Genomic DNA, 24959 nt, shown 5'->3' with positions numbered 1-24959 from the left:
CTTGAGGATCGTCTTCCACTTCGGTACGCCCAGGGCGTACGACGCCTCGCGCAGCTCGTTGGGTACGAGCTTGAGCATCTCCTCGGTGGAGCGTACGACCACGGGCATCATCAGGATCGCCAGCGCCAGCGCGCCCGCGAAGCCGGAGTAGCCGAAGCCCAGCCCCATGATCCAGACGCTGAGGACGAACAGGCCGGCGACGATCGACGGGATGCCGGTCATGACGTCGACGAAGAACGTCACCGCCTTCGCCAGCCGCCCGCGCCCGTACTCGACGAGGTACACGCCCGTCAGCAGCCCGATCGGGGTGGCGAGCAGCGTGGCGATCAGCACCTGCTCGATGGTGCCGAGCAGGGCGTGGTAGATGCCCCCGCCGGGGGCGATGGCGACGACGCCGTACATGGAGTGCGTGAGGAAGGAGCCGTCGAGGACCTTGACGCCCTGTCGTACGGTCTCCCACACCAGCGACGCCAGCGGGACGACGGCCAGCAGGAAGGCGCCCCACACGAGCGATGTCGCCAGTCGGTCGCGCGCCCTGCGGGCGCCCTCCGCGCGCGCCGAGACCGCGTACAGCCCGGCCACGAAGAGCACCGCGGCGATCAGCCCCCACTGCACCCGGCTGGCCAGCCCCGCGCCCAGCCCGACGGCCACCGCCACCGCCGCCGCGGCGACGGCGACGCCGGCGGGCGCCCAGCGGGGCAGGCGCGGCTGCTGGATGCCGAGGGCGTCGGCGCGGTCGGCGGCGGTCGTCGTCGTCGTACCCTGCGCGCTCACGCGTTCGCCCCCGAGTACTCCTTGCGGCGCGCGATGATCAGCCGGGCCGCGCCGTTGACCAGCAGCGTGATGAAGAACAGGACCAGGCCGGAGGCGATCAGCGCGTCCCGCCCGAACTCGCCGGCCTCCTTGAACGCCGAGGCGATGTTCTGCGCGAACGTCCCGCCCCCGGGCTCCAGGACCTTCGCCGAGAGGATCGCGGACGGCGACAGCACCGTTGCCACCGCCATCGTCTCGCCCAGCGCCCGCCCCAGGCCCAGCATCGACGCCGAGATCACGCCCGAGCGCCCGAAGGGCAGCACCGACATCCGGATGGCCTCCCAGCGCGTGGCGCCCAGCGCCAGCGCCGCCTCCTGCTGCGTCTGCGGCACCTGCCGGAAGACCTCGCGGCTGACGTTGGTGATGATCGGCAGAATCATGATCGCCAGCAGCACGCCGGCGGTCATCAGCGACCGCGGGGCGCCGCCGTCGTACGAGAAGACGACGGTCCAGCCGAGCACGTCGTCCAGCCACTCGTACGGTCCGACCAGGTGCGGGACGAGGAACAGGGCGCCCCACAGGCCGTAGACGATGGACGGGACGGCGGCCAGCAGGTCGATGACGTACGCGAGGGGGCCGGCCAGTCTGCGTGGCGCGTAGTGAGTGATGAACAGGGCGATGCCCACGGCGATCGGCACCGCGATGACCATCGCGATGACCGACGAGACGACCGTGCCGAAGGCCAGGACCGCGATGCCGAAGACCGGCGGGTCGGCGTTGGCGTCCCACTCGAAGGTGGTGAGGAAGTCGCCCTCGTTCTTCGCGAGGGCAAGGGACGCGCGGTACGCGAGGAAGGCCGCGATCGCGGCCATGATCACCAGCAGGGTGATCCCGGACCCCTTCGCCAGACCGGCGAAGACGCGGTCGCCGAGGCGGTTGGCGGCCTTGCGCCGGCGGCGGCGCGCCGGGGGCGGCGCGGTGGGCAGCGGCGGGGGCTGGGTGCGTATGTCGGTGTCGGTACTCACGTTGGGTCTCCGGTCTGGGTGGGGCGGCGGCGCGGGGGTGTGCGCCTGTCGTCCCGGCGGCGGTGCACCGGATGGCGGGCCCGGGCCGTCCCGGCCCCCGCGCCGGTGGGCGCGGAGGCGGCGGGGGCTCGGGCCGGGGGTCAGGAGAGGGACTCCACGGTCGTACGGACCTTCTCCACGACCTCGGCGGGCAGCGGGGCGTAGCCGAGCTGGCTCAGCTTCGACTGGCCGGCCTCGCTGGCGGTGTAGCCCAGGAAGGACCTGACCTTGTCGAGGTTGTCCTTGCTGTTGCCCGTGTCGCAGGCGATCTCGTAGGTGAGCAGGGTCAGGGGGTACGCGTCGTTCGCGTCGGTGGTGTAGTCGAGCTTCATCGCCAGGTCGCCGCCCTTGCCGGTGACCTTGGCGGCGGCGATGGCCTTGGAGGCGTTCTCGCTGGTGGCCTCGACGGGCTCGGCGGCGCCGGTGTCCAGCTTGGCGGTGTCGATGTCGTTTGCGGTGGCGTAGGACAGCTCGAAGTACGAGATGGCCCCGTCGGTCTGGTTCACCTGCGAGGAGACCCCGGAGGAGCCGTCCGCGGACTGGCCGCCCTGTACGGGCCACTTCTTGCCGGGCTCGTGCGGCCAGCCGTCGGGCGCGGCGGCGGCGAGGTACTGGGTGAAGTTGTCGGTGGTGCCGGACTCGTCGGAGCGGTGCACCGGCTGGATCGGGGTGTCCGGCAGGTCGGCGTCCGGGTTGAGGTCGGCGATGGCCGGGTCGTTCCAGGTCGTGATCTCACCGGCGAAGATCTGGCCGAGGGTGTCGGCGTCGAGGACCAGGTCGTCCACCCCCTCGACGTGGTATCCGACGGCGATGGGGCCGCCGAGCATCGGGATGTTGATGGCCTCGCCGTCCTTGCAGACCTTCTTCGACGCCTGGACCTCCTCGGGCTTCAGTACCGAGTCTGAACCGGCGAAGCCGGTCTTGCCCTGCAGGAACTCCTGGATCCCGGCGCCGGAGCCGGTGGCCTTGTAGTTGACGGTGACGTCCGGGCAGGAGGTCTGGAAGTCGCTGACCCACTGGTCGACGGCGTTCTTCTGCGCGGACGAGCCCGACGCCAGCAGCTCGCCGGAGCCGTCGCACCGCACGTCGCCGGGGGCGGCCTGGGCGCCGCCGCCGGTGTCGGTGGAGTCGCCGGTGTTGTCGTCGGACCCGCAGGCGCCGAGGACGAGGGCGCCGGTGAGGGCGAGCGAGCCGGCGGCGGCGGCGCGGAGCCGGGTGGTGCGGGGGAGCTTCACGGTGGGGGGTCCTTTGCGGTTCTTGCGGTTCTTGCGGTGCTGGAGGGAGACCTCTTCCTCAGGTATGCGCGTTCGCATCCGTCTCGCCTGTGCTGATTCACCTTTCGTCGCCGAATTTAGGCAAAACAGGTGAATCGATTCGCCGACTGAAGTGAACGGGAAGTGAATCTCCTCTCTCGTCCGGGCGACCGCCCCGCGGGCCGCCCGCCCGCCGCGCTCCGCGACGGGCGGGCAGGCCCCCTACGGGCCCTCCCGTAGCCGGTTCCGGGGGCCGCGCGCTCCCGCTCGGCCGCGTGGGCACGTACGGTGAAGAGATGACGAGCATCGGTGGTGCGGAGATGGTCGACTGGAATCTCGCGGTTGCGACCGCGACGCGGCTCGTGCGGCCGGGGCCCGAGGTGAGCCGGGACGAGGCGCGTGCCATCGTCGGCGAGCTGCGGACGCACGCCCGGTCGGCGGAGGAGCACGTACGCGAGTTCTCCCGGATGTATCCTGAGGGCGCCGACCCACGGCACGACACCCCGATCCTCGTGGTCGACCGGCCCGGCTGGATCAGGGCGAACGTCGCGGGCTTCCGCGCCGTCCTCGCGCCGCTGCTGGAGAAAATGGACAAGCGCCGCTCCGGCATCCCCGGCGGGGCCGTCCTCGGCGCCGTCGGCGGCAAGGTCACGGGCGTCGAGCTGGGGATGCTGCTGTCGTTCCTGTCCTCCCGCGTCCTCGGCCAGTACGAGACCTTCGCCCCCGCCACCCGCGACCTGCCCGGCGGCCCCACCGCCCACGCCGGCTCCGACCGCGGCGGCGCGGGCCAGGGCCGGCTGCTGCTGATCGCGCCGAACATCGTCCACGTCGAGCGCGAGCTGGAGGTCGCCCCGCACGACTTCCGGCTGTGGGTCTGCATCCACGAGGAGACCCACCGCACGCAGTTCACCGCCGTGCCGTGGCTGCGCGACCACCTCCAGGGCGAGATCCAGTCGTTCCTCGGCGAGACCGAGATCGACCCGGCCACCCTGCTGGACCGCGTACGCGAGGCGCTGCAGAGCCTCAGCGGCAGCCGGGAGGAGGGCGGCGAGGAGCGCAGCATCGTCGAGGTCGTCCAGACCCCCGCGCAGCGGGAGATCCTGGGCCGGCTAACCGCGGTGATGTCCCTGCTGGAGGGGCACGCCGACTACGTGATGGACGGCGTCGGCCCGCAGGTCGTGCCGTCGGTGGCAGAGATCCGGGAGAAGTTCACCAAGCGCCGCCAGGCCGGCGCGGGCCGGCTGGACCAGGCGCTGCGCAAGCTGCTGGGCCTGGACGCGAAGCTCCGGCAGTACCGCGACGGGGAGCGCTTCGTACGGCACGTCGTCGACGAGGTCGGCATGGACGGCTTCAACCGGGTGTGGACCTCGCCCAACACGCTGCCGACCAAGTCGGAGATCGCCAAACCGGCGGACTGGATCGCGCGGGTGCACAGCCGCGCCGAGAGCTGACGTCCGCGCCCGGCGGTTCCCGTGGCGCGGTATGTGGGGCGACTTTCACCCGTCCGAGGGAGCGAACCCGGCGTTGCCCGCGTGCAATGCTCGGTTCACCGCTCTCCTCTGTCACCATCGACACACGTACAGTGACAGTGGTTGAGGTGAGCCCGAGCGAGCTCTTTCCGCCGCCAGCGAAAGTGAAGTGAAAGCCATGGGTCCCCATCCAGCGGTCGCCGCGATACGTCTGGCAGTACGCCGCGTCCTGCACGACGTGCTGACCGAGTACGCGACGGCGCAGGTCCCCCCCACCGCCGTAGTCCCCCCGGCCGCCTCTCCGGCCGCCCCCTCCGCCGCCTCTCCGGCCGCCGTTCCCGCCCCGGCCGCCTCCGACTCGGCCGTTCCCGCTCCGGCCGCCTCCGCTCCGGCCGCCTCCGATCCGGATACCGCTGCCGTGGACACCGCCCCGCTCGTCCTCGTCGCCTGCTCCGGCGGCGCCGACTCCATGGCGCTGGCCTCTGCCCTCTCCTTCGAAGCCCCCCGCCAGGGCGCCCGCGCCGGCGGCATCACCATCGACCACGGCCTCCAGGACGGCTCCGACCTGCGCGCGCAGGAAGTCGTCGGCCGGCTGCGCGCCCTCGGCCTGGACCCCGTCGAGTCGGTGCGCGTCGACGTCGGCCGCGGCGGCGGCCCCGAGGCCGCCGCCCGCGACGCCCGCTACACGGCGCTGGACGAGGCCGCGCAGCGGCTCGGCGCCGCCGCCGTACTCCTTGGCCACACCCGCGACGACCAGGCCGAGACCGTGCTGCTGGCGCTCGCCCGCGGCTCCGGTGTGCGCTCTCTGTCCGGCATGGCCGCCACCTCCGGGCCCGGCGGCCGGTACCGCCGCCCGTTCCTCCAGATCGACCGTCAGGTCGCCCGCAAGGCGTGCATGGTCCAGTCGCTGCCCGTCTGGGACGACCCGCACAACGTCGACCCCGCGTACACCCGCTCCCGCGTCCGCCACGAGGCGCTGCCCGTGCTGGAGAAGGCCCTCGGCCGCGGCGTCGTCGCGTCCCTGGCCCGTACCGCCCGGCTCTCCCGCGACGACGCCGACGCCCTCGACGCCTGGGCAGCCGACGCCGAGCGCGGCGTGCGCGACGCCGACGGCCGCCTCGACGTCCGCGGGCTGTACGCGCTGCCGCCCGCCGTCCGCCGCCGCATCCTGCGCCGCGCCGCCCTCGACGCCGGCTCCCCCGCCGGTTCGCTCTTCAGCCGGCACGTCGAGGAGATGGACAAGCTCATCACCGGCTGGCGCGGCCAGGGCGCGATCAACCTCCCCGGGCGGGTGTCCGCCCGCCGCGAACAGGGCCGGCTGGTGGTCCGGCGTGAGGGCTGAGGGCCCGTACGACGCGGATTCCGCGGGTGCACCGGCGGGCCGCCGGGGCCGTACCGGCGTCGGTCAGGGGTCCGGACGTGCGGAGGACGTCGCCGACGCGCTCCTGACCGGCCGGAGAACGGATGGCAGACTGTTCGCTCGGCAGTGGTCGTCGAACGAACGAGAGTGACCCCGGGTGGATGCGAAGGACATGGGCGCGGACCTCGAGAACGTGCTCATCACCAAGGAAGAGATCGACGCCAAGCTCGCCGAGATGGCCGCGAAGATCGACGCGGAGTACGCGGACAAGGACCTCCTGATCGTCGGGGTGCTCAAGGGCGCCGTGATGGTCATGGCGGACCTCGCCCGCACGCTGTCCACACCGGTGACCATGGACTGGATGGCCGTCTCCTCGTACGGCGCGGGCACCCAGTCCTCCGGCGTCGTACGGATCCTCAAGGACCTCGACACCGACATCCAGGACCGGCACGTCCTGATCGTCGAGGACATCATCGACTCCGGCCTCACGCTCTCCTGGCTGCTGTCCAACCTCGGTTCGCGGCAGCCCGCCTCGCTCCGGATCTTCACGCTGCTGCGCAAGCCGGAGGCGGCAAAAGTGCCCATCGACGTGGACTGGGTCGGCTTCGACATTCCCAACGAGTTCGTCGTCGGCTACGGCCTGGACTACGCGGAGAAGTACCGGAACCTGCCCTTCGTCGGCACCCTCGCACCGCACGTGTACGGTGGCTGACGCAGTCCGCGGCGGCTTCCGCGCGGGCTGGGGGGACCGCCCGCCGCCGCCCCTCGGGTGGCCGGACTCGGGCCGGCGGGTTACCGCCCGGGGAACACCGGGGGGTTTCCCGCCGTTGAAGCTTGGGAAAGCCGGTTTGTTAGCCGTCCCCGCCGGGGACGGGTGACAATTCTGGGGTACCGTCCGAACGTCAGTCGTTTCAGTTTGGACCCATAACAGGCACATGCACGGCCACGGGCTCGGTCAGGAGCCAGCCGTGCCTCACTGGGCAGGAGGGACGGGGCGTACGCCGCCCCGTGTGGATGGACGTGAAGCGCTACTTCCGTGGGCCGGTCATGTGGATCGTGCTGGCCGTCCTCGCCGTGGTCCTGTTGATGCAGCTGGTCGGCTCCTCCGAGGGCTACAAGTCCGTGGACACCGCCAAGGTCGTCGCCGCGATCAACGACAAGAAGGTCAGCTCCGCCGAGCTGACCACCGGCAACAGCGAGACCATCAAGGTCCAGCTCAAGGGCGACAACAAGATCGACGGCAGCGACAAGGTCCAGGCGAACTACATCGACACCCAGGGTGCCGATCTCGCCGACAAGCTGCAGAACAGGTTCGGCAAGGGCGAGATCCCCGACGGCTACTCGGTCAAGGAGACCAAGGACAACCCGTTCCTCAGCATCCTGCTCTCCCTGCTGCCGTTCGTCCTGATCGTGCTCGTCTTCCTCTTCCTGATGAACCAGATGCAGGGCGGCGGCTCCCGAGTGATGAACTTCGGGAAGTCCAAGGCCAAGCTCATCACGAAGGACACCCCGAAGACGACCTTCACCGATGTGGCCGGGGCCGACGAGGCCGTCGAGGAGCTCCACGAGATCAAGGACTTCCTGCAGGAGCCCGCGAAGTTCCAGGCCGTCGGCGCCAAGATCCCCAAGGGCGTGCTGCTCTACGGCCCGCCCGGCACCGGCAAGACGCTGCTGGCCCGTGCCGTCGCCGGCGAGGCCGGGGTGCCGTTCTACTCCATCTCCGGCTCCGACTTCGTCGAGATGTTCGTCGGCGTCGGCGCCTCCCGCGTCCGCGACCTGTTCGAGCAGGCCAAGGCGAACGCGCCGGCGATCGTGTTCGTCGACGAGATCGACGCCGTCGGCCGGCACCGCGGCGCCGGCATGGGCGGCGGCCACGACGAGCGCGAGCAGACGCTGAACCAGCTGCTCGTCGAGATGGACGGCTTCGATGTCAAGGGCGGCGTCATTCTCATCGCGGCCACCAACCGGCCCGACATCCTCGACCCCGCCCTGCTGCGCCCCGGCCGCTTCGACCGGCAGATCGGCGTGGAGAGCCCGGACATGCAGGGCCGGCTGGAGATCCTCAAGGTCCACCAGAAGGGCAAGCCCATCGCCCCGGACGTGGACCTGTCCGCCGTCGCCCGGCGCACCCCCGGCTTCACCGGCGCCGACCTCAGCAACGTACTCAACGAGGCCGCGCTGCTCACCGCACGCAGCGACAAGAAGCTCATCGACAACTCGATGCTGGACGAGGCCATCGACCGCGTGGTCGCCGGCCCGCAGAAGCGCTCCCGGATCATGTCGGAGAAGGAGAAGAAGATCACCGCGTACCACGAGGGCGGGCACGCCCTGGTCGCGGCGGCCTCTCCCAGCGGCGACCCGGTGCACAAGGTGACGATCCTCTCCCGCGGTCGCGCGCTCGGCTACACGATGGTGCTGCCCGACGAGGACAAGTACTCCACCACGCGCAACGAGATGCTCGACCAGCTCGCGTACATGATGGGCGGCCGGGCGGCCGAGGAGCTGGTCTTCCACGACCCGACGACCGGCGCCGCCAACGACATCGAGAAGGCCACCAGCCTCGCCCGCAAGATGGTCACGCAGTACGGCATGACCGAGCGGCTCGGCGCTATCAAGTTCGGCTCCGACCAGTCCGAGCCCTTCCTGGGCCGGGAGCTGTCCCACCAGCGCGACTACTCCGAGGAGGTCGCCGCGCTGGTGGACGAGGAGGTCAAGAAGCTGATCGAGGCCGCGCACAACGAGGCGTGGGAGATGCTCGTCGAGAACCGCGACGTGCTCGACAACCTGGTGCTGGAGCTGCTGGAGAAGGAGACCCTCGGCAAGGAGGAGATCGCCGAGATCTTCCGCCCGCTGGTCAAGCGCCCGCTGCGGCCGGCGTGGACCGGCTCCTCGCGGCGTACCCCCTCCACCCGGCCGCCGGTCGCCTCCCCGCGGGAGACGAACGGTGCCGCCACCGCCGCCCCGAAGATGCTCGACAAGGCCGACACCCCGCCGGTGGGCGGCGGGCTGCCGGGCCTGCAGGACGGCACGCTGCCGGGCGAGGGCCCGCAGCACCAGCCGTCGCCGAGCGAGGGCGGTCAGCCGTAGCGGACTGCTGGAATGTGTGCGGCGCCCCCGAGGTTCTAGCCTTGGGGGCGCGGCCATACGCGCAGGTACGAGAGGCACGACGATGAGGGATGCGGCTGTCCGGCCCGGAGACGGCCCGGAGTACGGCGAGCACGGGTACGGCGTCGGCGAGGGCGTGCCAGGGCACGGGCAGGGGCAGGGGTACGAGCACGGGCACGAGTACGGCGACTTCGACGAGAAGCGCGCCGAGAACGCCGTGCGGGAACTGCTCATCGCCGTCGGCGAGGACCCGGACCGCGAGGGTCTGCTGGACACGCCGGGGCGGGTGGCGCGCTCGTACAAGGAGATATTCGCGGGGCTGCGGCAGCGTCCGGAGGACGTGCTGACGACGACGTTCGACCTGGGCCACGACGAGATGGTGCTGGTCAAGGACATCGAGGTGCTGAGCACGTGTGAGCACCACCTGGTGCCGTTCGTGGGCTCCGCACACGTGGGGTACATCCCGTCGCACGACGGGAAGATCACGGGGCTGTCGAAGCTGGCGCGGCTGGTGGACGTGTACGCGCGCCGGCCGCAGGTGCAGGAACGGTTGACCACGCAGATCGCGGACTCGCTCATGGGGATACTGGAGCCGCGGGGCGTGATCGTGGTCATCGAGTGCGAGCACCTGTGCATGACGATGCGCGGGGTGCGGAAGCCGGGGGCGAAGACGCTGACGTCGGCGGTGCGGGGGCAGCTGCGGGACCCGGCGACCCGGGCCGAGGCGATGAGCCTGATCAGGGCGCGCTGATGGGAGCCGGGGCGGAGGACGCGGGCGTGGATGCTGGTGCGGGCGGGGGCGCTGACGTGGGCGCGGACGTGGACGTGGACGTGGCGGGCGCCGGATCGGGGGAGCTGAAGGCGTGCTGTGCGCCGGGGCGCGGGGGCGGCGGTCCGGAGGGGCTCGCCGCGCCGGTGGTGCGAGGGCGTACGGCGGCCTCGGGTGCCTCGGAGGCCGCTGCGGGGGGCGTTCCGGGGGTGGCCGCCGGGGCCGCTTCGGGGGCGTACGAGCCGCGCGGCGGGTGGCGGGAGCTGCCCGGCGGTGCGTTCCGGATGGGCTACGACGACGGCCCCTACCCGGCGGACGGCGAGGGCCCGGCACGTGAGGTGACGGTCGACGGCTTCGCGGTCGCGGCGACGACGGTGACGAACGAGGAGTTCGCGGCCTTCGCCGACGCCACGTCCCACGTCACGGACGCCGAGCGCTTCGGCTGGTCCTTCGTCTTCGCGGGCTTCCTGCCCAAGAACTTCCCGCCCACCGCCTCGCCGCCGCAGACGCCCTGGTGGCGGCAGGTCCACCAGGCCGACTGGCGCCACCCCGAAGGCCCCGGCTCCGGCCTGCGCGGCCGCTGGGACCACCCGGTGGTGCACGTCTCGTACGCCGACGCGCTCGCCTTCTGCGCCTGGGCGGGCGCGCGGCTGCCGACGGAGGCGGAGTGGGAGTACGCGGCGCGCGGCGGGCTGGACGGCGAGCCGTACCCGTGGGGTGCGGAGCGGGATCCGGAGGGCGCGTATCGGATGAACATCTGGCGCGGCAGCTTCCCCGACCGCAACACGGCGGCCGACGGCTACCGCGGCACCTGCCCGGTCGACGCCTTCGAGGCGAACGCCTACGGGCTGCACAACGCGACGGGCAACGTGTGGGAGTGGTGCGCCGACTGGTTCCACGCGCGGCATCACCGCAAGGCGCCGTGTGACAACCCGCGGGGGCCGCGGCTGGGACAGTCGCGGGTGCTGAAGGGGGGGTCGCACATGTGCCACGAGTCGTACTGCTTGCGGTACCGGACGTCGGCGAGGATGGGGAACACCCCGGACAGTTCGAGCGGCAATACGGGTTTCCGAGTAGTACGCGCGGCCTGAGCCGGTATTCCGTATCCCCGTTATCCCCGTTATCCCCGTTATCCCCGTTATCCCCGTTATCCCTGGTCTCCCTGACCCCCCGGTCCCCGCACACCCCCGCACACCCGGGTCCCCGCGATCCCCCGATCCCCGCACACCCGCCCCAGGGTAGGCCCGCCCTCTGACATCGACCCACGGCCGTGTCCGCCCCGCCGCAGTCCGCCCTGCGCGTCCCCTGTGCCCCACCTCCCGCCGCCCCTGCCGGGCCGGGGCGTACCGGAGGCGCCTACGCTGGTGCTATGACGGATGCGCGCAGGGGGCAGGTGGCGGGGCTGCCGGACTTCGGCCGCTGCGCCGTCATGGGCGTCGTCAACGTCACCCCCGACTCCTTCTCCGACGGCGGCCTGTGGTTCGACTCCGCGGCAGCCATCAAGCACGGCATCGACCTCGTCGCCACCGGCGCCGACATCGTCGACGTCGGCGGCGAGTCCACCCGCCCCGGCGCGCCCCGCGTGGACGAGGACGAGGAACTGCGCCGCGTGCTGCCCGTCGTACGGGGCCTCGCGGCCGAAGGCGTGCTGGTCTCCGTCGACACCATGCGCGCCACCGTCGCCGAACGGGCGGTCGCCGCCGGCGCCCGGCTCGTCAACGACGTCAGCGGCGGCCTCGCCGACCCCGCGATGGTGCCGGCGGTCGCGGCGGCCGGAGTGCCGTTCGTCGTCATGCACTGGCGCGGGCAGTCCATCGACATGAACAACCGCGCGGTCTACGAGGACACCGTCACCGAGGTCGTCGACGAACTCCGCCGCAGCCTGGACCGGGCCGTGGCCGGCGGAATCGGCTTCGAGCGGATCATCGCCGACCCGGGCCTCGGCTTCGCCAAGGAGGCGCCGCACGACCTCGTACTGCTGAACAGCCTCGCCTGGCTGCGGGCGGAGCTGGGCCGGCCGCTGCTGGTGGCGGCGTCGCGGAAGCGGTTCCTCGGGCGGGTGCTGGCCGGCCCCGACGGCGCGCCGCCGCCAGCGCGCGAGCGGGACGCCGCGACGGCGGCGGTGTCGGCGATTGCGGCACGGGAGGGCGCGTGGGCGGTACGGGTCCACGAGGTGCGGCCGACGGCGGACGCGGTACGGGTGGCGTCGGCGCTGGAGGGGCGCGGGGCGTAGCGGCACGGGAGCGCGCGAGGCGGGCGTAGAACCGGCGTACGGGCCACGCACGCGAACCCGCACCCCTCGGCCGTTGTCGGAGGAGCGGCCTACCCTGGGGCGGGTGTGCGGGGAGCACGTGGGGACGTCTTGGGACGCCTGGGAACCTGGTGGACGCCTGGGAATGCCTGGGAACGCCTAGGGACGGCTGGGGACGGCTGGGGGACGCCCGGGGGACGTCTCATAAGACCCGGATCGCGTTCATAGCCCGTTCGAGTCGACGTCACTCCCCGTACGGCTGCCCCGTCGACCCTCCGGGTAGGTGCGGCCAGAGCCGGGGCGGCGCGTGCCGCGGGCCGCGGACGACCGCGGCAGCCCCGGTCGCACGGCTTGTCACCAGCCGCAGGTACATTCGATCGAGGGCCCCGGGGGCAGGGCCGGACGTCGCGGCGGCACGGCTTCAGCATTCGCGAGCCCCCGAGTCCCGCCGGGCACCACGCATCGGCCCCAAACGAGCAGTGATCAGCCGCCGGCACTCGACGTACGAGGCAGGACACAGACACACGACGCAGACACCACGACGCAGGACACGACGCGCGAAGCGGAACGCACGAAGCGAGAAGGCACGAAGCGAGAAGGCACGAAGCGAGAAGGCACGAAGCGAGAACGCACACCGCAGGAGGCGAGGCGAGCCATGACCGTAGCCGACCGAGTTGCGCTGCGCGGCCTCAGGGCCCGCGGTCACCACGGCGTCTTCGCGCACGAGCGCGCCGAAGGCCAGCCGTTCGTCGTCGACCTCGTCCTCCACCTCGACACCCGCGGAGCCGCCGCCGACGACGACCTGGCGCAGACCGTCCACTACGGCGTCGTCGCCGAGGAGGCCGTCGCCATCGTCGAGGGCGAGCCGGTGGACCTGATCGAGACGCTCGCCGAGCGGATCGCCGCGCAGTGCCTGAAACACCCGCCCGTGCAGCAGGTGGAGGTGACGGTGCACAAGCCGGACGCGCCGATCACCGTGCCGTTCGACGACGTGACCATCACCATCACCCGAAGCAGAGGTTGATCATTGAATCGCAGCGACCCGACCGTGCAGCCAGTGCCGCGTTCCGTGGTCGAGCAGGTCGACGCGGCCGACTCGACCCTGCAGAACCCCAAACGCGCCGTGCTCTCCATCGGCAGTAACCTCGGCAACCGCCTGGAGACCCTCCAGGGAGCCGTCGACGCGCTCGAAGACACCCCCGGCCTCCGCGTCAAAGCCGTCTCGCCGGTGTACGAGACCGCCCCCTGGGGCGTCGAGGCGGGCAGCCAGCCGACGTTCTTCAACGCCGTCCTCCTCGTACGGACCACCCTCCCGCCCGCCTCCCTCATGGAGCGCGCGCACGCGGTCGAGGAGGCGTTCGCGCGCGTACGGGACGAGCAGTGGGGCCCGCGCACGCTGGACGTCGACATCGTGGCGTACCAGGGCGCCGTCTCCGACGACCCCGCCCTGACGCTCCCGCACCCCCGCGCGCACGAGCGCGCCTTCGTGCTCGTCCCGTGGCACGACGTGGAGCCCGCCGCCGAACTGCCCGGGCACGGCCCGGTGGCCGAGCTGCTGGCGCAGGTCGGCCGGCAGGGCGTCCACGAGCGCGCGGATCTCGAACTGCGGCTGCCCGACTGAGCGCGCTCCGCCGGTCCTTCGGGGCTACGATCTCTGGGAGTTCTGGGAGGAGCGCGTTCGGTGAGGCAACTGCGCATCGGGGTTTTGGCCGGCATCTTCGTGGTGGCGGGGGTGTTGGCCTGGGCGGGATCCCGGCTGTGGAACTCGGTGGGTACGCTGCCGAGCGTCCCCGTCGCCGCCCCGGTGGTGCTGGCGCTGATCGCCACGATCCTGACGGCGACGGCCCTCTCCATCCGCTCCCGGCTCGGCGCGCAGCGCGAGCGCGATCCGCAGGCCAAGGGCGTCGACCCGCTGATGGCCGCGCGGGCGGTGGTGCTGGGGCAGGCGAGCGCGCTGGTGTCGGCGCTGGTGGCCGGGCTGTACGCGGGGCTGGGGCTGTTCCTGGTGCTGGACGGGCTGGACTACGGCACGCGCCGGGCGCAGGTGGTGTACGCGGCGCTGGCGGTGGTCGCGGCGGCGCTGGTGGTCGCGGCGGCCCTCTTCCTGGAGCGGGTGTGCAAGCTGCCGGAGGACGAGGACGACGGGGACGGGTCCTCGCCGCGGCCCTAGGGCACGGTTCGTACGGCCGCTAGGCTCGGCGCCATGACTGCCGCGCCCACCGGAGACGCCGCCCCCGTAGCGGGCACCGCACGCACCGCACACGCCGCCCCGCTGACGGTCGGCATCGGAGGCGCGGCCGAGCAGACCGACATGGTGCTCAACATCGGCCCGCAGCACCCCTCCACCCACGGCGTGCTGCGCCTGCGCCTGGTCCTCGACGGCGAGCGCATCGTCAGCGCCGAGCCGGTCATCGGCTACATGCACCGCGGCGCCGAGAAGCTCTTCGAGGCCCGCGACTACCGCCAGATCATCGTCCTCGCCAACCGCCACGACTGGCTGTCGGCCTTCTCCAATGAGTTGGGCGTAGTTCTGGCCGTCGAGCGCATGCTCGGCATGGAGGTGCCGGAGCGGGCGGTGTGGCTGCGTACGCTGCTCGCGGAGCTGAACCGGGTGCTCAATCACCTGATGTTCCTCGGCTCGTACCCCCTCGAACTCGGCGGCATCACCCCGATCTTCTACGCCTTCCGCGAGCGCGAGGACCTACAGGCCGTCATGGAGGAGGTCTCCGGCGGCCGGATGCACTACATGTTCAACCGCGTCGGCGGCCTGAAGGAGGAACTGCCCGCCGGCTGGACGGACCGGGCACGCGCGGCCGTACGCACGGCGCGGGCGCGGATGGACGTCTTCGACCGGCTGGTGCTGGGCAACGAGATCTTCCGCGGCCGTACGCGCGGCGTGGGCGTACTGCCGCCGCAGATCGTGCACGCGTACGGCGTGAGCGGGCCCATAGGGCGCGCCTCCGGGGTGGACTTCGACCTGCGGCGCGACGAGCCGTATCTGGCGTACGGGGAACTGGGCGGCACGCTTCGCGTCGTGACCCGCGAGGAGGGCGACTGCCTTGCGCGCTTCGAGGTGCTGCTGGCGCAGACGCACAACTCCCTCGGCCTGGCCGACGCCTGCCTGGACCGGCTGGCGGAGCTGCCGCCGGGCCCGGTGAACCAGCGGCTGCCGAAGGTGCTGAAGGCGCCGGAAGGGGAGACGTACGCCTGGACGGAGAACCCGCTGGGGCTGAACGGCTACTACCTGGTGTCGAAGGGCGAGAAGACGCCGTACCGGCTGAAGCTGCGCTCCGCGTCGTACAACAACATACAGGCGCTCACCGAGCTGCTGCCGGGGACGCTGGTGGCGGACATGGTGGCGATTCTGGGGTCGATGTTCTTCGTCGTCGGGGACATCGACAAGTGAGGAGGAACGGGGGCGAATCCCCGTTCAGCTGGCCTGCTCCAGGTCGATGACGCGGCCGACGGGCCCCTCGGGGTCGTCGTCGGGGTCGTCGGCGTCGCCGGCGGAGGCGGTGACGTCAGCCCCGGCGCCCGCGCCCTCCCCATCCTCCGCCTCAGCCTCGGCGAGAACCTCGGGCCCGACGACGTCGGCCAGGTCGGTACCGTCGTCACCGGGCTCTTCGGGCGTACGGCGATGGCCGCTGCCGGCCGGACGGCCGGCAGCCGGTGGAGTCCGCCGCTGAACCTCGCGCCCGGGGCCGTCGTCACGGCGCTGCCCGGGGGGAGCCGGCCGCTTGGCCGTCCGCGCGAAGTAGCTGAAGCCAGCGGCGTCGCCGGAGGGCGCCTGTGCGTGGCTCTGCCCGTGGCCCTGGCGGGCGGCGTTCCCGGCGAGGTCGTCGAGGGCGCGGGAGGCGCGGAGGTACGCAACGGGGGAGGGCGGCCGCGTCTGCGGCTGAGAACCGGCGGGCGGCAGCTGCTTGGCGGGCGTCGCGGCCTCGATGGCCAACTGCCGCCGCCCTTCGAGCGCGGCGGCGCGCTCGGACTCGGCGGTGGCGTAGCGCGCGAGCAGCGCGGCGTGATCCGTACGCAGCCGGGCGAGGTCGACGTGCCGCGCCCCGAGCCGTTTCTCCAGCTCCCCGCGAACGCGACGGGCCTCTTCGAGGTCGCCCTTCAGCTCGGCCACCTGCTCCTCGTACCGCCGCTCGGCCCGCGCCTGCGCCCCGGTGGCCTCGGTGACCTGCAACGCGGTCATACGATCCCGCATCCGCAACAGCGCCGAAGCCCCCACAGCAGCCCCGGCAGCCCCCACGGCGAGCCAGCGCACGGCCGACCCGTCACCGGAAGCCAGCCAAGCCCCAGCCGCGCAACCCAGCGCGACCACGGCGAACGACACGGGCGGCAGGAGCCCGCGCATCGGCGAGGAGAAGCGGTGGCGTCCACGAGACATGGCCGCAACTTACCGCGCAGATGTCCCAAATGGAGCAGCCCCGAACCGATCGTTTCCCGCCAGTTACGTCCCACCCACCCGGCATCCCGCCCCGGTGACCCCGGAGGCGGGTCCTCGCCCCGGCGGCCGGGACCGGTCCGGGAGCCGCGGACGGGGCGGGGTCCGAATGAGGGGAATCGGTTTAGCCGGAGGGGAGTCGACTGGTTCGGAGCCAGTGCTCAATGGAATTCCATTATTGCCGGAAGAGGCAATAGCTGACGAAAATTCGACGGTGTGCAACTGGATCAACCTTCGATAGCGTCACGTCACACAGAGATCCTCCCTATCCCCCGGAGCCGAAGTGAAGCGCCGTCCTCTCCCCGCCGCCGCGGCGGCCGTTGCCGCCCTGAGCCTGCTCCTCGCCGCCTGCGGCGGCAGCGACGACGACAACGCAGACGCCGACGACAAGATCAAAGGCACAGAGTCGGCCACCCCGTCCCCCTCGCCGAGCGACTCGGCGGCGGGGAGACCGGAGATCGAACTGCCGGACGACGCGGAGAACGTGTTCGAGGACTGGACGAGAAGTGACCCCGTGGAGGACGCTGTCCTCCGAGACAGCGCACAGATGATCGACGCTATCGACGATGCCATCTTCCGAGGCACGACGGAGACGGAAGCGCTGGACTTCTACCTGGTCGGGGCTGCTCGACAGAATGCGACCGATTACATCAAGGGCTATCTGGATGAGAGTCATGCGTGGGCTGGGACGACTCGTTTCACCGTGAGAGAAGTAAGTCGCCGCGACGACGGAGCAACCGTTGTGATCTATTGCTCGGACGAGAGCGACTCGTACATCACCGACGCCAAGACGGGCAAGCCCATCAAGAACTCCTCTGGTGGGGCTAGTGCCAACGTGCTCTATAACACGCGCTATGAGAAGAACAAGCTCGGTGTCTGGCAGATGACTGACGGAATCTCTGAACGGGGTGCAGGGCAGTGCGAGAAATGAGCCGGTTACCAGCATTCCTTGGAGCGATCGCCATCGCCACGGCCCTGGGTGTGAGCCCGGCCCACGCCCAGGGCGGTGGTAGAGGAGATGCAGGAAACTTCCTCGAACCTCCCAAGGAGAAGGGAGATTCCCAGAACGGCGCGATTTCTGCGCAGGCCGGCGCCAAGATTTCCTACTCACGCAGTGGAGGAAACGGGGGTGAAGGCGGCGGGGCGCTGACGCCCATCGGGAATTGGTCTCCCCCGGCATGCTGGTATGCGCCGAAGTGGACCGCGGAAGAGGCCGCACAAACCCGGTTCGACGGGATCGTTGACCTGAGTCCGCAACACGACGTCGACAATGCGAAAGCGATGAAGGATAAGTACATCGACGGAAAGCACGGCCCCTTCAACGTCGATAAGAATGACGAGGGTTATTGGTGGGGGGTGTACAAGGATCCCAGTCAGTCGGATAGTCCAGATACGCTTGACTGCGGCGGGATGCCCTTCTGGGTCGATATCCGAGACGAGCCGCCTCCCGAGATCGAGAACACCATCAGCCCTGAGATCCTCGCCCAGCTCGCCTACCAGGAGATCCGTATCCCGGAGGTCACCCCGACCCTGCAACCCGACAGCGACCGGCAGGTCGTGAACCTCCCCACCTGGGTGTCCCTGGACGATGCCGCTTTCCAGCCCGTCTCCGTCACCGCGTCCGTCGACGTGCTCCGCATCTCCGCCACCACCACCGCCACCCCTGGCAGTCTGCACATCGACCCCGGCACCGAGGACGCCTTCACCTTCCCCGAATCCGGCGAATGCCCCCTCAACGACGACGGCAGCGTCGGCCGGAAGCGGCCGGCCGGAGCCGAGGAGTCGCCGCCGTGTGGCGTGCAGTACCTCCGGTCCACCGAGGCGACAGGGCCGTACGAGTTCGAAGGCAGCGTCACCTGGAACGTCAGCTGGACCGGGACCAACAACCCCGACCCCGCCGAACTCCCCTCCGGGACATTCGCCAGCGAGCAGGACGTCACCGTCAGGGAGGTCCAGTCCGTCGTCCGCTGACCGACCTGACCGACCGCCACCTGGCGTGGAGAACCCACTTTCGTCACAGGGAGTTGACCGTGAACCTTCGACCCCTCCCTGCCGCCGTAGCAGTCGTCGCCGTGCTGAGTCTCCTTCTCGCCGCCTGCGGCGACAGCGACGACGACACGAACGCATTCAGCAGGTCAACGACCTCGGTGCGGCTACCCCTGCCCCCTCGCCGACCGATTCGGCCGCGGGGAGACCGCAGACCTGGTTGCCCGGCCCAGCGGGGAACGTCTTCGAGGGCGCGTAGGCCGGTGGCCCGAAGAAGGCCAGAACCAGCGCCAAGACGGGCACTCAGCACGACGAGTTGTGTATTGGTGCCAAGTCCTACGCGCGATACACCATGCATCTTGAGCAGAGCGAGAAGAACGCCTGGCCGACAGTCAGACCCTGAACGCCGCTAGGCATAGGCCCGGTCGCCTACGCCTTTCGCGGTGACCGGGGAGGCCGGTCGGTCGGGACGTGTCGTACGCCACCCTGCAAAGGAGCCGATCTGGCAGGCGAGGGGCGTCTCCTGGCCCGGAGCCGGTCCATTGGTGAAATTCCATCATTGCCTCAAGAGGCAATGTCTGACGGAAAATCGGGGTGGTGCGACGACACCCCTCTTCGCTAGCGTCACGTCGTACGGAGCCTCGCAATGCCGGGGCCGGCCCGTGCCCCGTAGCGACAGTACGTCGACCCCGACGGAAGGACCGAGATGGCAGACTTAAAGATCAAGGGTGACGTTCTCGACGAGCTGTTCCATACGTTCACGACAATGGCCAAACGGCTGGACCACGCTGCCCGGTCGATGAGGGGCGCCGACACCGACGTGGTCGGAGCCTGGATGCTCATGCGTGAGCTGCAGGATTTCGCCGAGTCGTGGGAATACGGGATCGACCAGCTGGGCGAGCACGCCGACGGGGCCGCCAAGATGCTGCGGAAAATCGCTGATGACTTCGACGGGCTGGAAAAGGAACTGGAAGCAGCCCTGCAGCCCAAGGGGAGTTGACGGTGGCCGACAAGGACTACCCCACCCTCGGCTTCGACCCGACACCCGGTGACGCGCACAGCACCAAATACCTGTCCCGCTCCATCGGCCGGCTCGCCGGTGAGCTGGGCACCACCGCCAGGGAGCTGGAGCGCCTCGACCAGGGGGTCTGGAAGGGCAAGGCCGCGAACGCCTTCGCCGACCACGTTGCCGACAACGTCACCCCCGACATCAAGCGGGCGCACACCTCCTTCGAGAAGGCGGCCAACGCCCTGCAACGCTGGGCCAAGGAATTGGACGGTTTCCAGGACGAGGCACGTGCGCTGGAGCGCGAGGCCCGGCGGAAGCAGGAGGCCCTCGGTGACGCGCAGCGCCTCCTAGACGTCGGAAAGGCGGCGCCGTTCCCCGGGGCGTCGGATAACGACAAGGCGTCGGACGCGCAGAAGAAGGAGCAGGACAAGCGCGAGAAGGCGGCGGAGAAGGCCGGTGACGCGTTGGAGGATGTACGGCGCCGGGCCGAGGAGTTGAAGGAGCGCTACTTCACCAAGGCGTGGTCGATCGTCCGGGAACTGGACAGCGCGGGAGACATAGCCCCGGACGAGCCGGGGCTGTTCGACCGTATCGCGAGCGGTGTTTCGGACGTACTGGACGGCGCGGTCGACTGGGTCAAGGACCACGCGGACCTGATCAAGGCGATCGGCGACGTGCTCAGCTACGTCACCGCGGCGCTGGCGGTGCTGGCCATCATCACCGCTCCCTTCGGGATCGGTGCGGCTTTCGCGACGGCCGCGCTGGTTACGGGAGGTCTGACGCTGGCCGCGCACGGGATCGCGAAGGCGGCAGGTGCTGACATCAGCTGGGCGACCATCGGCCTGGACGCCCTCGGCGTGCTGCCCGGTTTGGGGGCGTTCACGAAGGGCGCGAAGCTGGCCACCCCTGCGGCGGCGCAGGCACGCGCTTTGGATCTCGGGACGAACTACATCGACGCAGTGAAGAACGTGCGCAACTACGTCTCGTTCGGTGAAAATGCCGGCCGTGTCACGGGTGGTGTCCCGAAAACCGTGTTCGGTAAGAACGTGGCTCTGTGGGGGCGTAAGGATATCGGGATTGTGGAATTCGCGGAGAGTGGTCTGCGTAGCCGCATGGCCGGCGTGGCGCAGGCGGGGTACGGGGAAGGTCAGTGGCTCGGTACCAGAGGGCTCAGCTTAATCAGCGGCGGGAACGTGGCCATTGATCAGTTCTCTGCGGGTGGTCGGATGCTGGACTCCGGGATCAAGATGGCGCCGAAGCTGGTGACCCTTCCGCAGCACCTCGGCGTTGATGTGAATATTGGTGATCGTTTCGAGGCGGCTTTCGGCCGTTGAGGAGAGGGCGGATCATGGCTGCCTGGGAGCCACGTCAGGGAGAGAACTTACTTAGCCGTGGGCCGGTGGAGTTCGCCTCGGGTATGGCGACGCCGGTCTCCGGTAAGCGCTGGTTTCGTGACACCGAACGCCGCGACATCCAGCACGAGTTAACCGGATGGCCTGACGGGCCGACGTACGTGGTGCGCAGCCGGGCGGACCAGAACGCCCGGCGCACGGCCAGGGGCGTGGGCGTGGTGAGTCATGGGTTGGTCGCCTTCGCCGCCGGCGTCCTGGGGGCCGTGGGGACCCCGTTCGGTTCGCCGAAGCTTCGCGGCAAGAGTGAGGACCCGGAGAACGAGGTCGACGACTTCCCGGTCATGTGGGCGCAAGCGGATGGGCTCGCCAGAACCCTTCCCTGGCAACTCGACCCCGCGCGCCGCCCCGCGAACATCCGGACCCACCTGATTCTCACCGACGTGCGCTTGGTGGTGGTCGGCTTTCCTGACGACGACACCTCCCGCGACGAACTTCTTTGGGAGGTGGACCGCTTGGCCCTCGCTCAGGTGCAGCAGAAGCGGTTCAGTGAGGGGCGACTCGATTTCACGATCACGTTCACCGACGGCTCGTGGTGCCGGCTCCACTCGTACGAACAGAACTGCGTGTTCCGCCTGATCCTGCATACCGGTATCCCGAGTGAATTCATTCCGCCCGATCAACTCACTCCTCGTCAACGTCAGGCCATCGACGGTTTCCTGGAGAAGTGTGAACCCGCCAAGGGTGACTCTCCCGCGGGTGCCGCGTGCCCTTATCACGTCGTCACCAGACTGCCGAGTGGAAACCTGAACTTCGAAGCGTGTTCCGAGATCGCCCACCCCGTCTACGGAACCCGCCGGCGGCGCAGCCACGTGTTCGGTCCGCAAGGCGAACCTGTCAAATACGATCCCGCTGACTTCGATTGGTTCGGTGACGATTCCCGATGACCTTACCCGACACCGACGCCATACCTCCCGTCTGGTTCACCGTTCCCGACGGCTTCCACCCCCTGCCCATCGCCGCCACCGCCGAAGAACGCACCGCTCTGGCCGACGGGTTCGTGCGGGAACTCTTGCCCAACGGGGACGACGGCCTGTGGGCCGCCACCGCGCCGTACTACGCCGACATGGGCCAGCTGATGGGGAGTTGCGGGCTGGATTATTCGGCTTTGGGGTTGTTCGCCCGGGACGAGGGCGGGGTTGCGCACTGCACGTTCAACGTGGGGGCGGTGGAGAGCGGGCACCCCTCCGTCGAGGCCGCTGCCAACGGGATCCGGGAAGTTCTTGTACGGGATGAGACGAACGACGTGCGGTGGGTGGATCTGCCGTGCGGCCCGGCGGTTTCCTGTATCACGCTGCGGGAGTTCACCGTGCCCGCCGAGCTTGCGGCCGACGGGCAGGAGACGAGGCTCCGCACGGGGCAGATCCAGGTGCACGTCCCGTTTCCCACCGGGCCGTACGTCGGCGTGTTCACGCTCGACACCGCGGCCACCGACTACTGGGGCGAGTTCTGCGACATGACCGCCGCCGTCCTGCAGACCGTCAGCTTCTCCCCGCCCCAGGAATAGGCGTCAGCAGGTGTTCTGGCTGGAGTTGACGAGCTGTACGTTCCGTACGGTCAGGTTGTCGGCGCAGGGATTCTCGTTGATAGCGGAGTTCGTCACCGTCAGGTTCTGGAGCGTGATGTCCCGGGAGTTCGCGAACTCCGAGCGGGCGGCGATACGGATGTCTCCCGGGCCGGATACGGATCCGCTCTGGCCGGCGATGGTGACGTTGTAGCAGTTCTCCAGCAGGACCGCGTTGTTGCCGGTGTCGGCGATGTCCACGCGGTCGATGACCGCGCCGCCGCTCTCGGAGACGCAGAAGACGCCGCGACCGCCGCCGCGGGCGATGACCTGGCCGACGCGGATGTTGGTGGCGTAGCTGTCGCCGATGCGGCCGTTGCGGTTGGCCATGCGGAAGGCGGCGTAGCCGGTGCCGGTGCCCGCGTCGACGGCGTCGACGGTGCCGATGGTGGCGTTGGTCGTGTCGTTGAGCAGCAGGCCGGACTCGCCGACGTCGCGGGCGGTGACCGTGCCGATGGTGAGGTCGTCGACGCCGTACGTCTCGACCGCGTGGGCGCTGGCGCCGGAGACGTAGACGTCGCCGATGTCGACGTTGCGGGTGGGGACGCTGGTGTCGCCGTGGTTGTCGATGCGGATGCCGAGGCCGGCGGACAGGCGCATGTCGATCTGGCCGAGGGTCACGTCCGTGACGTTGCGCATGAAGATGCCGTAGAGCGGGCTGCCGGTGAGGTTGAGGTGCTGGACCTCGATGTCCGTGACGCCGCGGGCGTAGATGGGCGCGCGGTCGCCGGAGCCGGAGCCGGTGACGTCGATGGTGCCGCAGACGTCGAGGGCGGTGTGGCTGGGGAGGGAGAGGCGGGAGTCGGCGCTCATCGTGCCGGAGCCGCGGACGACGACGCGCTCCTTCGACGTACGGCCCTCAGTGAGGCTGCCGACGGCGGCGCTCATGGCCGACAGCATGTCGTCGCCGGTGTAGACGACCGAATCGCCGCGGCGCGCGGTCCACGTGCTGCCGCTCTTCACCGCTTCCGCGTCGTACGAACCGTCGCCGCACGCCTGCTGCGCCTGCTGCGCGGGCTTTGCGGACTCCTCGCCCTGGGCGCTGCCCTGGACCGTCAGCGTGGCGGCTGCGGCGCCGAGTGCCGTCAGGCAGGCGGCGGTGAGCGCGGCGGTGCGACGGCGTCGATGGCCGGCACGACCGGCACGACCGGCGCGGCCGACACGACCGGTGCGGCGGCTGAGACGACCGGCGCGACCTGCACGGCCGCGCGCGGGACTGTGGCTGCTGGGCTTGTCCGGTGCCATGGGGGACCAACTCCCGGGTACTGGGGGGTGCGCGCTGCGCGCGTGAGTTGGTTGCCGCCCGGGCCGGATCGGTTGCCCGTTCCGCGGACATGCCCGAGGACCCGCCGGGCCCGGGCACTCCCCGGCCCGGCGGGCCCGTTCGCCTTACGAGCCGAGCAGGTTCTTCTCCTCCAGATACTCCTTCGCCGCGTCCTCCGGCTTCATCCGCTCCGCGTCGACCCTGCGGTTCAGCTCGATCAGGTCCTCCGTCGTCAGCACCTGGGTCAGCTTGTCCAGCGTGGCCGCGATCTCCTTGTCGCCGGCCGCGTCGGCGTTCACGACCGGGAGGATGTTGTCCGCGTTCTGCAGACCCTTGTCGTCCTCCAGCAGCACCAGGTCGAAGTCGTCCAGGGTGGCGTCCGTGGTGGTCGTCAGGACCAGCTCGTTGGTGCCGTCCTGGACCGACTGCTTGGCCGCCGGGGTGCCGACGCCCAGGGGGTCGATCTTCGTGATGTCGATGTCGTACGTCTTCTCCAGGCCCGGCTCGCAGAACGGGCGCTCCGGGCACTCGTCGCCCGCCGCGAGGCGGATGGCATCGCCGGTCTTGCCGAGGTCGCTCAGCGTCTTGAGGTCGTTCTCGGCGGCGAAGTCCTTGGAGACGGCGAAAGCGTTCTGGTCGACGGCGTCACCGGCGGAGAGCACCTTCAGGCCGCGGGGCTCGGCGAGTTTCCGCAGCGCCGTCACCGTCTCGTCCACGTCGTTCGACGCGACGGGGTTCTTGTCGGGCGCCTCCGCGCCGTTCTCCTTCGCGTTGAGGAACTCGGCGAGGGTCGCGGCGTACTCCGGAAAGACGTCGATGCTGCCCTTCTCCAGCTCCGGCTCGTACAGCTCGCGGTTCTCCAGTTTCTTTATCGTGACGTCGTAGCCGGCGTCCTTCAGCAGGGCCGAGTACAGCTCGGCGGTCACCGTCGAGACCGTGAACCCGGCCTGGCCCACCACCAGGGACGACTTGTCGCCGTCCGAGGTGTCCGAGCCGCCCTTCTCCTCCAGGCTGTCGCCGCCGCAGGCCGCGAGCCCCGCGGTCAGGGCGGCGGCGGCCAGCACCGAGGCGGCGGCGCGGGCTCGAACGCGGTTGGTGATCAAGGGATTCTCCATCCTTAGGGAGTTGATATTCGTGGCAAGGCTGCGCGAGGGGGGTGTGGGTTGCGTGCGATTCGATTGGTTTTCCGGAGGAGAATGCCGACCTCCTACGCGCACGCCGGCGCCACGTGACGTGCGGCGCGGCGCTGCGGGCGA

Annotated in this window: 22 protein-coding genes and 2 pseudogenes; 18 read left to right on the top strand and 6 right to left on the bottom strand. The window is 70.4% G+C overall.

Going from position 1 to position 24959, the window contains the following annotated elements; genetic code table 11:
- The 3 genes from T328_RS19080 to pstS form a co-directional block, all read right to left on the bottom strand.
- Positions 1-774 (bottom strand): PstA family ABC transporter permease (locus tag T328_RS19080; RefSeq protein WP_496497281.1); only part of this gene is annotated, 774 nt, incomplete at its 3' end.
- The gene (gene pstC / locus T328_RS19075) at positions 771-1778 is read right to left on the bottom strand and encodes a phosphate ABC transporter permease subunit PstC (RefSeq protein WP_496497280.1); all 1008 of its coding nucleotides are present in this window, start codon (positions 1776-1778) and stop codon (positions 771-773) included. The genes T328_RS19080 and pstC, both read right to left, overlap by 4 nt.
- A 140-nt stretch (positions 1779-1918) precedes the next feature.
- On the bottom strand, positions 1919-3052 hold the full coding sequence (pstS, locus tag T328_RS19070; RefSeq protein WP_496497295.1) for a phosphate ABC transporter substrate-binding protein PstS: 1134 nt from the start codon (positions 3050-3052) through the stop codon (positions 1919-1921).
- 314 nt (positions 3053-3366) lie between these two features.
- Between pstS and T328_RS19065 the strand changes: the two genes are divergently transcribed.
- From T328_RS19065 to T328_RS19010, 12 genes and pseudogenes are all read left to right on the top strand, one after another.
- The gene (locus tag T328_RS19065; RefSeq protein WP_496497279.1) at positions 3367-4521 is read left to right on the top strand and encodes a zinc-dependent metalloprotease; all 1155 of its coding nucleotides are present in this window, start codon (positions 3367-3369) and stop codon (positions 4519-4521) included.
- 196 nt (positions 4522-4717) lie between these two features.
- Positions 4718-4892: pseudogene (locus T328_RS19060) on the top strand (tRNA lysidine(34) synthetase TilS); the annotation flags it as partial.
- Between the two features lie 71 nt (positions 4893-4963).
- Positions 4964-5881: pseudogene (gene tilS / locus T328_RS19055) on the top strand (tRNA lysidine(34) synthetase TilS); the annotation flags it as partial.
- Between the two features lie 190 nt (positions 5882-6071).
- Positions 6072-6611: a hypoxanthine phosphoribosyltransferase gene (hpt, locus tag T328_RS19050; RefSeq protein ID WP_496497278.1), complete on the top strand. Its 540-nt coding sequence runs from the start codon at positions 6072-6074 to the stop codon at positions 6609-6611.
- Positions 6612-6913: 302 nt separating this feature from the next.
- Entirely contained in the window at positions 6914-8986 is a 2073-nt protein-coding gene (gene ftsH / locus T328_RS19045) for an ATP-dependent zinc metalloprotease FtsH (protein ID WP_496497294.1), read from the top strand.
- An 82-nt stretch (positions 8987-9068) separates the two neighbouring features.
- Positions 9069-9755, top strand: coding sequence for a GTP cyclohydrolase I FolE (gene folE / locus T328_RS19040; protein ID WP_496497277.1), 687 nt, complete (start codon positions 9069-9071; stop codon positions 9753-9755).
- A complete protein-coding gene (locus tag T328_RS19035) occupies positions 9755-10864 on the top strand; it encodes a formylglycine-generating enzyme family protein (RefSeq protein ID WP_496497276.1) in 1110 nt (369 codons plus the stop codon). The genes folE and T328_RS19035 overlap by 1 nt, the downstream gene beginning before the upstream one ends.
- Positions 10865-11142: 278 nt before the next feature.
- Entirely contained in the window at positions 11143-12006 is an 864-nt protein-coding gene (gene folP / locus T328_RS19030; protein WP_496497275.1) for a dihydropteroate synthase, read from the top strand.
- A gap of 673 nt (positions 12007-12679) precedes the next feature.
- Positions 12680-13048: a dihydroneopterin aldolase gene (gene folB, locus T328_RS19025; RefSeq protein ID WP_496497274.1), complete on the top strand. Its 369-nt coding sequence runs from the start codon at positions 12680-12682 to the stop codon at positions 13046-13048.
- A 3-nt stretch (positions 13049-13051) separates the two neighbouring features.
- On the top strand, positions 13052-13645 hold the full coding sequence (gene folK, locus T328_RS19020; protein ID WP_496497273.1) for a 2-amino-4-hydroxy-6-hydroxymethyldihydropteridine diphosphokinase: 594 nt from the start codon (positions 13052-13054) through the stop codon (positions 13643-13645).
- Positions 13646-13705: 60 nt separating this feature from the next.
- Positions 13706-14194: a DUF3180 domain-containing protein gene (locus T328_RS19015; RefSeq protein WP_496497272.1), complete on the top strand. Its 489-nt coding sequence runs from the start codon at positions 13706-13708 to the stop codon at positions 14192-14194.
- A gap of 141 nt (positions 14195-14335) precedes the next feature.
- Complete coding sequence (locus T328_RS19010; RefSeq protein ID WP_496497293.1) at positions 14336-15430, top strand: NADH-quinone oxidoreductase subunit D; 1095 nt, start codon at positions 14336-14338, stop codon at positions 15428-15430.
- Between the two features lie 24 nt (positions 15431-15454).
- On the opposite strand, the gene T328_RS19005 is transcribed toward T328_RS19010, so the two are convergent.
- Positions 15455-16219: a serine/threonine-protein kinase gene (locus tag T328_RS19005; protein WP_496497271.1), complete on the bottom strand. Its 765-nt coding sequence runs from the start codon at positions 16217-16219 to the stop codon at positions 15455-15457.
- Positions 16220-16754: 535 nt separating this feature from the next.
- On the opposite strand from T328_RS19005, the gene T328_RS19000 reads away from it, so the two are divergent.
- The 6 genes from T328_RS19000 to T328_RS18975 all read left to right on the top strand — a co-directional run bounded on the left by T328_RS19000 (position 16755) and on the right by T328_RS18975 (position 22382).
- Positions 16755-17402: a hypothetical protein gene (locus T328_RS19000; RefSeq protein ID WP_496497270.1), complete on the top strand. Its 648-nt coding sequence runs from the start codon at positions 16755-16757 to the stop codon at positions 17400-17402.
- Positions 17403-17881: 479 nt separating this feature from the next.
- The gene (locus T328_RS18995; RefSeq protein ID WP_496497269.1) at positions 17882-18442 is read left to right on the top strand and encodes a hypothetical protein; all 561 of its coding nucleotides are present in this window, start codon (positions 17882-17884) and stop codon (positions 18440-18442) included.
- A gap of 721 nt (positions 18443-19163) precedes the next feature.
- Positions 19164-19457, top strand: a complete 294-nt coding sequence (locus tag T328_RS18990) for a hypothetical protein (protein ID WP_496497268.1) — start codon at positions 19164-19166, stop codon at positions 19455-19457.
- A gap of 2 nt (positions 19458-19459) precedes the next feature.
- Positions 19460-20800 carry a putative T7SS-secreted protein gene (locus tag T328_RS18985; RefSeq protein WP_496497267.1) on the top strand — a complete coding sequence of 447 codons (1341 nt, stop codon included), beginning with the start codon at positions 19460-19462 and terminating at the stop codon, positions 20798-20800.
- Positions 20801-20814: 14 nt separating this feature from the next.
- Complete coding sequence (locus T328_RS18980; protein WP_496497266.1) at positions 20815-21762, top strand: hypothetical protein; 948 nt, start codon at positions 20815-20817, stop codon at positions 21760-21762.
- Entirely contained in the window at positions 21759-22382 is a 624-nt protein-coding gene (locus T328_RS18975; protein ID WP_496497265.1) for a hypothetical protein, read from the top strand. The genes T328_RS18980 and T328_RS18975 overlap by 4 nt, the downstream gene beginning before the upstream one ends.
- 3 nt (positions 22383-22385) lie before the next feature.
- On the opposite strand, the gene T328_RS18970 is transcribed toward T328_RS18975, so the two are convergent.
- Both T328_RS18970 and T328_RS18965 read right to left on the bottom strand, forming a co-directional pair.
- Positions 22386-23684, bottom strand: a complete 1299-nt coding sequence (locus tag T328_RS18970; protein WP_496497264.1) for a right-handed parallel beta-helix repeat-containing protein — start codon at positions 23682-23684, stop codon at positions 22386-22388.
- A 144-nt stretch (positions 23685-23828) separates the two neighbouring features.
- Complete coding sequence (locus tag T328_RS18965) at positions 23829-24818, bottom strand: ABC transporter substrate-binding protein (RefSeq protein WP_496497263.1); 990 nt, start codon at positions 24816-24818, stop codon at positions 23829-23831.
- Positions 24819-24959: the final 141 nt, after the last annotated feature.

This window comes from Streptomyces sp. CNX435, from assembly GCF_059570575.1.
This window is presented reverse-complemented; position numbering and strand designations above follow the sequence as displayed.

Bases quoted from the DNA above. Each gene is read 5' to 3' on its own strand.
- T328_RS19065 (WP_496497279.1), top strand. From the start codon at position 3,367: ATGACGAGCATCGGTGGTGCGGAGATGGTCGACTGGAATCTCGCGGTT.
- hpt (WP_496497278.1), top strand. From the start codon at position 6,072: ATGGGCGCGGACCTCGAGAACGTGCTCATCACCAAGGAAGAGATCGAC.
- ftsH (WP_496497294.1), top strand. From the start codon at position 6,914: ATGGACGTGAAGCGCTACTTCCGTGGGCCGGTCATGTGGATCGTGCTG.
- folE (WP_496497277.1), top strand. From the start codon at position 9,069: ATGAGGGATGCGGCTGTCCGGCCCGGAGACGGCCCGGAGTACGGCGAG.
- T328_RS19035 (WP_496497276.1), top strand. From the start codon at position 9,755: ATGGGAGCCGGGGCGGAGGACGCGGGCGTGGATGCTGGTGCGGGCGGG.
- folP (WP_496497275.1), top strand. From the start codon at position 11,143: ATGACGGATGCGCGCAGGGGGCAGGTGGCGGGGCTGCCGGACTTCGGC.
- folB (WP_496497274.1), top strand. From the start codon at position 12,680: ATGACCGTAGCCGACCGAGTTGCGCTGCGCGGCCTCAGGGCCCGCGGT.
- T328_RS19010 (WP_496497293.1), top strand. From the start codon at position 14,336: ATGGTGCTCAACATCGGCCCGCAGCACCCCTCCACCCACGGCGTGCTG.
- T328_RS19005 (WP_496497271.1), bottom strand. From the start codon at position 16,219: ATGACCGCGTTGCAGGTCACCGAGGCCACCGGGGCGCAGGCGCGGGCC.
- T328_RS18995 (WP_496497269.1), top strand. From the start codon at position 17,882: ATGCCCTTCTGGGTCGATATCCGAGACGAGCCGCCTCCCGAGATCGAG.
- T328_RS18990 (WP_496497268.1), top strand. From the start codon at position 19,164: ATGGCAGACTTAAAGATCAAGGGTGACGTTCTCGACGAGCTGTTCCAT.
- T328_RS18980 (WP_496497266.1), top strand. From the start codon at position 20,815: ATGGCTGCCTGGGAGCCACGTCAGGGAGAGAACTTACTTAGCCGTGGG.
- T328_RS18975 (WP_496497265.1), top strand. From the start codon at position 21,759: ATGACCTTACCCGACACCGACGCCATACCTCCCGTCTGGTTCACCGTT.
- T328_RS18970 (WP_496497264.1), bottom strand. From the start codon at position 23,684: ATGGCACCGGACAAGCCCAGCAGCCACAGTCCCGCGCGCGGCCGTGCA.
- T328_RS18965 (WP_496497263.1), bottom strand. From the start codon at position 24,818: ATGGAGAATCCCTTGATCACCAACCGCGTTCGAGCCCGCGCCGCCGCC.